This window comes from uncultured Fretibacterium sp., from assembly GCF_938040765.1.
Lineage (GTDB): Bacteria > Synergistota > Synergistia > Synergistales > Aminobacteriaceae > CAJPSE01.
Genome location: NZ_CALIAA010000033.1, coordinates 19,543 through 27,482 on the forward strand (window position 1 = coordinate 19,543; position 7,940 = coordinate 27,482).

Annotated in this window: 9 protein-coding genes; 8 read left to right on the plus strand and 1 reads right to left on the minus strand. The window is 65.3% G+C overall.

Annotated features, from left to right (window positions below; all coding sequences use genetic code 11):
• The first annotated feature begins 36 nt into the window (after positions 1-36).
• The 8 genes from Q0176_RS01090 (at position 37) to Q0176_RS01125 (ending at position 6,663) form a co-directional block, all read left to right on the plus strand.
• A complete protein-coding gene (locus Q0176_RS01090; RefSeq protein WP_299298181.1) occupies positions 37-996 on the plus strand; it encodes a nitronate monooxygenase in 960 nt (319 codons plus the stop codon).
• Positions 997-1,099: 103 nt separating this feature from the next.
• The gene (gene fabD, locus Q0176_RS01095) at positions 1,100-2,044 is read left to right on the plus strand and encodes an ACP S-malonyltransferase (RefSeq protein WP_299298184.1); all 945 of its coding nucleotides are present in this window, start codon (positions 1,100-1,102) and stop codon (positions 2,042-2,044) included.
• Complete coding sequence (gene fabG / locus Q0176_RS01100; protein WP_299298187.1) at positions 2,044-2,784, plus strand: 3-oxoacyl-[acyl-carrier-protein] reductase; 741 nt, start codon at positions 2,044-2,046, stop codon at positions 2,782-2,784. The genes fabD and fabG overlap by 1 nt, the downstream gene beginning before the upstream one ends.
• A 30-nt stretch (positions 2,785-2,814) precedes the next feature.
• On the plus strand, positions 2,815-3,066 hold the full coding sequence (gene acpP, locus Q0176_RS01105; RefSeq protein WP_299298189.1) for an acyl carrier protein: 252 nt from the start codon (positions 2,815-2,817) through the stop codon (positions 3,064-3,066).
• 158 nt (positions 3,067-3,224) lie between these two features.
• The gene (fabF, locus tag Q0176_RS01110; RefSeq protein ID WP_299298190.1) at positions 3,225-4,460 is read left to right on the plus strand and encodes a beta-ketoacyl-ACP synthase II; all 1,236 of its coding nucleotides are present in this window, start codon (positions 3,225-3,227) and stop codon (positions 4,458-4,460) included.
• Positions 4,417-5,202 carry a ribonuclease III gene (gene rnc, locus Q0176_RS01115; protein WP_299298191.1) on the plus strand — a complete coding sequence of 262 codons (786 nt, stop codon included), beginning with the start codon at positions 4,417-4,419 and terminating at the stop codon, positions 5,200-5,202. The genes fabF and rnc overlap by 44 nt, the downstream gene beginning before the upstream one ends.
• Positions 5,199-6,053, plus strand: coding sequence for a hypothetical protein (locus Q0176_RS01120; RefSeq protein ID WP_299298194.1), 855 nt, complete (start codon positions 5,199-5,201; stop codon positions 6,051-6,053). The genes rnc and Q0176_RS01120 overlap by 4 nt, the downstream gene beginning before the upstream one ends.
• Positions 6,054-6,090: 37 nt before the next feature.
• On the plus strand, positions 6,091-6,663 hold the full coding sequence (locus tag Q0176_RS01125) for a DNA-3-methyladenine glycosylase I (protein WP_299298197.1): 573 nt from the start codon (positions 6,091-6,093) through the stop codon (positions 6,661-6,663).
• A 398-nt stretch (positions 6,664-7,061) separates the two neighbouring features.
• Here Q0176_RS01125 and Q0176_RS01130 read toward each other — a convergent pair.
• Positions 7,062-7,940: LysR family transcriptional regulator (locus Q0176_RS01130; protein WP_299298200.1), on the minus strand; the 879-nt coding region annotated here is incomplete at its 5' end.

Sequence of the window (7,940 nt, forward strand, 5' to 3'; positions counted from 1 at the left end):
AGGGGCCTGTCCCCTGGATCGAGGTGAAGGGATTTCATGATCGTAAACAACCGCGTATGCAAGTTGCTGGGGACGGAATATCCGCTTCTGCAGGGGGGTATGGCCTGGGTGGCCAATGCCGCCCTGGCGGCGGCCGTGAGCAATGCCGGCGGCATCGGAGTCATCGCCGCGGCGGCGACCCCGCCGGAGATCCTGGATCAGGAGATCCTCAAGGCGAAGGGCCTGACGGACCGGCCCTTCGGGCTCAACATCATGCTGATGTCCCCGACGGCGTCGGACGCCTTGGAACTGGCGGCCAGGCACAGGCTTCCGATCGTCACGACCGGGGCGGGCAGCCCCGGAAAGGTGCTGGAGCGCCTGAAGCCGCTGGGGACGATCGTCGTCCCGGTCATCGCGTCCGTCTCGCAGGCGCGCCGCGTCGAGAAGCAGGGGGCGGACGCCGTCGTGGCGGAGGGCATGGAGGCCGGGGGACATATCGGGGAGCTGACGACGATGGTCCTTGTGCCGCAGATCGCGGGGGCCGTCAAGATCCCCGTCATCGCCGCCGGCGGCATCGCGGACGGGCGCGGGGTCGCCGCCGCCTTCGCCCTGGGGGCCGAGGGCGTGCAGCTGGGGACGCGCTTCATCTGCTGCACGGAGTGCACCGTGCACCCAAACTTCAAACAGGCGGTCCTGGACGCCCGGGATCGGAGCACCTCGGTGACGGGCCAGCGCACGGGGCATCCCGTCCGATGCCTGCGCAACAAGCTGACAGCGGAGTTCGACAAACTGGACGCGCGTCTGGCGCCTCTGGAGGAGATCGAGAAGCTCGGCACGGGACGCCTGCGCAGCGCGGTCGTGGACGGCGACACCGACTGGGGGTCCCTGATGTCGGGGCAGTCCGCGGCGATGGTGAACGATATCCTGCCCGCACGCCGGATCGTCGAGCGGCTTTTCGGCGAGGCGCGGGACGTTCTGCAAAAAATTCAGGGATGCTGCGACGTCGAACCCGAATAGGGCGGAGGGCCGTCGAGGTTCCTTTGTCGGATTCGATCGTCGGGTTCAACGTGTCCCGTAGGGAACGACGAGCAGTTGTGACATTTGGGAGGTACCGACTCATATGAAATACGCACTGTGTTTTCCCGGGCAGGGGGCTCAGGAGGTGGGGATGGGCAAGGCCCTCTACGAGGCCTTCCCCTCGGCCAGGGCCGTCTTCGACGAGGCCGACGACGCCCTGTCCCAGCATCTTGCGCGCCTGATCTTCGAGGGGCCGGACGAGATCCTCAAGCTCACGGCCAACACGCAGCCCGCCATCATGACGACGAGCGTCGCCGCGCTCCGGGCCCTGGAGAACGAGCTGGACGTGAAGCTGTCCCCCGCCTGCGGGGCCGGGCACAGCCTGGGCGAGTACACGGCCCTGGTGGCCTCGGGCGTCCTGGCGTTCCGCGACGCGGTGGACCTCGTGAACAAGCGGGGCCGCTGGATGCAGGAGTCCGCGCCGGAGGGCGTCGGGGCGATGGCCGCGGTCATGGGACTGGAGCCCGCCGACATCGTCGCGGTGTGCAGGGAGGTAGCCCCGAACGAGGAGTGCCAGGCGGCGAACTTCAACTCGCCGGGGCAGGTTGTCATCTCGGGCATCGCGGAGTACGTCGACAGGGCGGTTGCCGCCGCCAAGGCCCGCGGGGCCCGCAAGGCCGTGATGCTGAACGTCAGCGCCCCGTTCCACAGCCGACTGATGATGCCGGCGGCCGAGAAGCTCAAGGCGCAGTTCGAGACGTACGCATGGTCCGATCCGCGCTGGCCGATCGTGGCCAACGTGAGCGCGAGGCCCGTGTCGACGGTTGCCGACATCAAGGCGGCGCTCTATGCGCAGACCTTCAGTCCCGTGCTGTGGTCGGACTCGGTGGCCTTCATGGCCGACGACGGCGTGGACACGTTCCTGGAGCTGGGGCCCGGCGAGGTGCTCTGCGGCCTGAACAAGAGGATACGCAAGGGGCTGAACCTGATGGCCGCCGGGATGCCCGAGACGCTGGAGGCCATGGCCGCGGCCCTGAGGTCCGCCTGATGGCGCGCCGTCTGGCCCTGGTCACGGGGGGCTCGCGCGGGATTGGCCGCGCCATCGCCCTGGCCCTGGGAAAAAACGGGTGCGACGTCGCGGTGAACTACAACGCCAGCGCGGAGGCCGCGGAGGCGCTCTGCGGCGAACTGTCGGCGCTGGGCGTTCGAGCTTCGGCCTTCGGGGCCGACGTCTCGGACCGCTTCCAGGTCGAGGCCCTGTTCAAGGCCGTCGAGGCCGGGATGGGCCCGGTCGAGATCCTCGTCAACAACGCGGGGATCACGCGTGACAACCTGCTGATGCGCATGAAGTGCGAGGACTGGGACGCCGTGCTGGCGGCCAACCTGAACTCCGCGTTCTACTGCACGAAGGAGGCCATCCGGGGCATGGCGAAGGCCCGGTGGGGGCGCATCGTCAGCATCGCCTCGGTCGTGGGGCTGATCGGCAACGCCGGGCAGGCCAACTACAGCGCGTCCAAGGCGGGGCTGATCGGTTTCTCCCGGTCCGTGGCGCGGGAGTACGCCGCGCGCGGCGTGACGGTCAACGTCGTGGCTCCGGGGTTCATCGGAACCGACATGACCGGCGTCTTGAAGGAACAGGTCCGGGAGGCGATCCTGGGGCAGATTCCCCTGGGACGCATGGGGTCGCCCGAGGATGTGGCGCGGGCCGTGGCCTTTTTTGCCTCCGAGGAAAGTTCCTACGTCACCGGTCAGGTCCTGGCGGTTGACGGCGGGATGACGATGTGTTAAGGATATGTTGTCGGAGGGAGGTGAAGAACAATGAAGAAGGAGGAAGTCCTTTCCAGGCTGAAGGAGATCATCACGGAGCGTCTTGACGTCGAGGAGGATCAGATCGTCCCGGAGGCGACGTTCGTGGAGGATCTGGGCGCCGATTCCCTGGATATCGTGGAGCTGATCATGGGCATCGAGGAGGAGTTCGACATCGAGATCCCCGATGAGGACGCCGAGAAGCTCACCTCGGTGGGCGAGGCGCTGAGCTACACGCTGAGCAAGATCGGGGTTGACGAGTAACGCCGTTGTCCGAGGGGGGGAGGAACGTCTTCCCCCCGTTATTGAATCTGCGGACCGAGACGGCTGTCGAATGATTGGAATATGAGAACTGCGGCCCGCCCCTTTTCGTGCGGCGGGCGTTATCGTATAGAACGGCACGGCCAGGGAGTGAAACGAAGATGAGAAGAGTGGTCGTTACGGGCCTTGGGCCCATAAGCCCCATCGCCACGGGGAAGGACGCCTACTGGAAGGCGCTCCGGGAGGGGAGGAACGGGGTTGGCCCCATCACGACGTTCGAGCTGGGGGACTGCCCCGTGACGTTCGGCGCCGAGATCAAGGACTTCGACCCGACGCGGTGGATGGACGGCAAGGAGGCCAAGCGCTCCGACCGGGCGATCCAGTTTGCGGTGGCCGCCTCGAAGCTGGCGGTGGAGGACGCGAAGCTGGACACCAAAAGCATGGACCCCTATCGTTTCGGGGTCTACATCGGAACGGGGCAGGGCGGCATCGAGACCTCGTTCAACAACTTCAAGACGATGATGGAGAAGGGCTCCCGCCGGGTCAGCCCGTACTTCATCCCGATGATGATCAGCAACATGTCGACGGCCTACGTGGCCATCGTGCACGGGGCCAAGGGGCCGAACCTCTGCATTGTGACGGCCTGCGCGACCTCGCTGCACAGCCTGGGCGAGGCCTATCATACGATCGTCCGCGACGACGCGGACGTCATTCTGGCGGGCGGCACCGAGGCCGCGCTGCGTGCCATCAGCATCGCGGGCTTTGCCTCCATGAAGGCGCTGTCCACCCGTATGGACTCCCCCGAGACGGCCAGCCGTCCCTTCGACAAGGACCGCGACGGGTTCGTCATGGGCGAGGGGGCCGGGGTGCTGGTCCTCGAGGAGCTGGAGCACGCAAGGGCCCGGGGAGCACATATCTACGGGGAGTTCGTGGGGTACGGCACGTCCTGCGACGCCGGACACATCACGGCGCCGGACCCCGAGGCCGAGGGCGCCCTCTACGCCACGAGACACGCCATGAGGATGGCCGGCTGGTCCCCCGAGCAGGTGGACTACATCAACGCCCACGGGACCTCCACCGGGCTGAACGACAAGATGGAGTCCATGATGGTGCACAAGGTCTTCGGAGAGCGGGCGAAGGACGTCGTCGTCACCTCCACGAAGTCCATGATCGGGCACTGCCTGGGCGCTGCCGGGGCGCTCGAGACCATCGCCTCCTTCCAGGCCATCGAGCAGGGCTATATCCATCCCACCCTGAACTACACGACCCCCGATCCCGAGTGCGACATCACCCTTTCGACGGGCCGGGGCGTGGAGAAAAAGGTGGACCGGATGCTGGTGAACAGCTTTGGGTTTGGCGGGCACAACGGGGTCCTCGCCTTTCAGCGTTTCGTTTGAGCCGTACCTCCGTCAGGGGGACGCCGCCCGGCTCGCCCGGCGAGACCTGGAAGGGCTCCAGGAGACGCTGGGTTACCGCTTCAAGGACGGAGGGCTTCTGGAGGAGGCCCTCTGTCATTCCTCGTTCGCCCACGAACACGGCCTGTCGCTCAGCAACGAGCGCCTGGAGTTCCTGGGGGACTCCGTCCTGAGCTTCCTTGTCGCGCGCATCCTGTTCGAGCGGCACCCGGACGCGACCGAGGGCGAGCTCTCGCAGATGCGTTCGGCGCTGGTCTGCGGGGCCTCCCTCTGCCGCAGGGCCGAGTCCCTGAACCTCGCGGGGGCCCTTCTCTTCGGCCGGTCCATGCGGAATCGGAACCTCCCGCCTTCCCTCTGCGAGGACGCCCTGGAGGCCCTGATCGGGGCCGTCTGTCTGGACGGCGGCGTTCCGGAGGCGGAGCGCGTGGTGCGCCGCCTGTTTTTCGGCGGCCCGGACGCCGCCGGGGAGGACGGCGCGGAGCTGGACGCCAAGTCCCGCCTCCAGATCCTGCTGCAGGCCCGGGACCTTGGGATCCCGCACTACGAGGTCGTCTCGGTCTCCGGCCCGTCCCATTCCCCCCGTTTCCAGGTCCGGCTCCGGGTGGGGAACGCCGACCGCGTCGCGGTCGGGGCGAGCCGCAGGGAGGCGGAGGAGCTGGCCGCCGGGCTGGTCCTGCAGGACCTCGATGCGGCGGAAAACGAAGGCGGGGGGTGTCCGCCGTGAGGGAGCTGAGGCTTCTCCTCCTTCTTGCCTTCCTTCTTACTCTGCCGATCCGCGCCGGGGCCGAGGTGCTGAATGTCGTCGTGACCCTGCCCTGGCTGGCCCTGCTGACCTCCTTTATCGGCGGCCCGAACGTCGCGGTCGCGCCGCTCCTGGAGTGGAACCCGAACGGGGACGCCGTGCCGGCCGCGCGGGGGAGGACGCTTCGTTCCCTGAGCAAGGACGCCCGGGTCATGGCGCTCGATTCCGACGATGCCCGCCGTGTCCGGCTGGATGCCGGCAAGTTTCCCAATTTCAGAGCGCTGTACCTGCCGTTTCCCATCGAGACGCCGCAGATCGACGCCACGCTCTCGGACCCGTCGGTGCTTCCCTTCGTCGCCCAGCGCGTGCTGACCGTGCTTGCGGACTGGGACCCCGCGAACTACCCCTATTATCAGCGGCGTCTGGCGGAGTTCCAGGCGCGGCTTTCCGGATCCGTGCTCGCGGGGCGACAGATTCTGCGGGACATCCCCGTGTACGACCTGACGGGTTACAGCGGGGCCCTTCTCGAGGCCGCGGGCTGCCGGATCGAGCGTCCCGCCTCCGCCGACTGGGCCGCGTGGAGCAAGGGAAAGGAACAGGAACTCCTGATCCAGGAGCTCGACCGCAGGAAGGAGGGGAAGGTGACGGCCGTCATGGACGGAGGAACGCCCAAGGCGCTGCGCCGCCTCCTGGAGTCCCGTCCGGAGGTCTTCTCGTTCGGACGTCCCCCTCTGACGCAGGACTACCCCGCCTTTCTGCACGACCAGTACATCTCCCTGTGGCTCAAGAGCACGACGAAGCCCCTTCCCCCGCCGGCCAGGCCGCGGCGATGACGATGGGGACGGACCGATTCGGAGCGGAGGAATGAAGATGGACGGAGAGATCATTCGCTGCCCGTGGGCGGATCGAAGCCCGCTGGAGCGTGCGTATCACGACCGGGTGTGGGGCGTTCCGCTGCACGACGAGCAGGGCCTCTTTGGGATGCTCTGCCTGGAGGGGATGCAGGCCGGGCTCAGCTGGTCCACCATCCTGTTCAAGATGGGGGCGCTCCGGACGGCGTTCGACGACTTCGACCCCCTGATCGTGGCCGAATACGACGAGCGGAAAATTGCCGAGCTCATGGAGACGGAGGGCATCATCCGGAACCGGCTGAAGATCCGGACGATGGTCCGGAACGCGAGGGCCTACTTGAGGCTGCGGGAGGAGCACGGGACGCTGGACGACTTCCTGTGGCGCTACGTGGACTTCACGCCCCTGGTCAACGCGTGGCGCGAGGCGGGCGAGATTCCGGCCCGGACCCCTCTGTCCGAGCGCATCAGCCGGGATTTGAAGCGCCTGGGGTTCGGCTTCGTCGGCCCGACGATCGTCTACGCCTTCATGCAGGCGACGGGCATGGTGAACGATCACCTGGTCTCCTGTGCGTTCCGAAGGGTTGAGGAGTGATTCCGCAACTCCAGACCGTCTGCGGGCAGGGCGGGCATCATTTCCATACAGATTCCCGGCTGGAGCCCGTGAGGCTGTGGATTCAAAAACGTCCTGCCGAATGACACGGTGTCCTCCGGCAGCTGCTTTCATTGTTAAGTAGGGTTTACCCTGCTTATGGCGGATGCTGCAGCTTCGGATGAGGGGCGAGGGAGAAACAGCCGGGATTATATCCGGGGAAGCTGAATCGGCGCTTGTCAGGTCCGCCCGAAAAGAAAGTGAAGGGTAATGAAGGTCTTGATCGACACGAATGTCTTGATCGCCGCCGCACTTTTGCCGGGGAGCGTTCCGTATGGGGCCTGTGATAGATTGGCGTGTTGGCGGACAGGGCGCTCAAGGGTTCTAAAATATACGCCGAATTACAGCAGCCCGGCGTAAGCATTGACGAAGTCCAGTTTTGTGATCAAATGATCCAGGATTTCCAAAGCCTCGACGGTCGTGCTTTTCGGATAGCGATGAGTCAGCTTGTAGCTCAAACGGTCTGGAGGCGGGGGAATCAGGGCCTGGACTTTAAGATTGCGTTCCAGCATGAAGGGGATGGATGACTCGGGAATGATGGCCCACTGGCGCTCATCCCGGAGCAGATTGCGTATCAAAAGCAGAGTGTCCACGGAAAGCTCACCCACTTCTTCAGGGGGCCAGACTCTATCGTGCCAGAGCTGATAGGGGCTGGCCCACGGAAAGCGCAGCTCGAAACGAGGTTCCAGATCCTCGGCTCGGACCTCTTCCGGAAGGTTATCGCGGTCGGTACGTAACACCAACATGCGCTCTCGGGTAAAAGGCTTCGCCGCTACGTAGGGGAAATGCAGTTCTTGTAATACGAAAGCGACATCCACCTCCCGGCTTTCGATCTTGTGATAGAGGACGGCAGAATTGCTGGTCGAAACTTCGCAGAATACGGGAGGCTCGTTTTCTCTCAGCGCTTGAAACAGAGGAGGCAAAATGTGATTGTTCATGCTGTCGACACTGCCGATTCTCAGGGCGTGAGCCGGAACCTTGGAAGCGAAACCGGCCACCTTTCCATGAAGCTCCTGCCACTGCATTGCCAAGGGTAAAAAGTCTTGACCTGCCGGAGTCAGGCGAATCGCTTTCAGCCCCTTTCGGCGGTCGATCAGGATTGCGCCCAATTCTGCTTCCAAATCTTTAAGGCGATGACTCACAGCCGATTGCGTCAGGTTCAGTAATTCTGCCGCGCGCCCCAGGGTTTGTCCCATCACTATGGCGGTGAAGGCCTCCAT

What these genes read in the sequence shown, in the direction of transcription:
- Q0176_RS01125 (WP_299298197.1), top strand. Translation starts at nt 6,091, where the DNA reads ATGGACGGAGAGATCATTCGCTGCCCGTGGGCGGATCGAAGCCCGCTG.
- acpP (WP_299298189.1), top strand. Translation starts at nt 2,815, where the DNA reads ATGAAGAAGGAGGAAGTCCTTTCCAGGCTGAAGGAGATCATCACGGAG.
- fabG (WP_299298187.1), top strand. Translation starts at nt 2,044, where the DNA reads ATGGCGCGCCGTCTGGCCCTGGTCACGGGGGGCTCGCGCGGGATTGGC.
- Q0176_RS01090 (WP_299298181.1), top strand. Translation starts at nt 37, where the DNA reads ATGATCGTAAACAACCGCGTATGCAAGTTGCTGGGGACGGAATATCCG.
- fabF (WP_299298190.1), top strand. Translation starts at nt 3,225, where the DNA reads ATGAGAAGAGTGGTCGTTACGGGCCTTGGGCCCATAAGCCCCATCGCC.
- fabD (WP_299298184.1), top strand. Translation starts at nt 1,100, where the DNA reads ATGAAATACGCACTGTGTTTTCCCGGGCAGGGGGCTCAGGAGGTGGGG.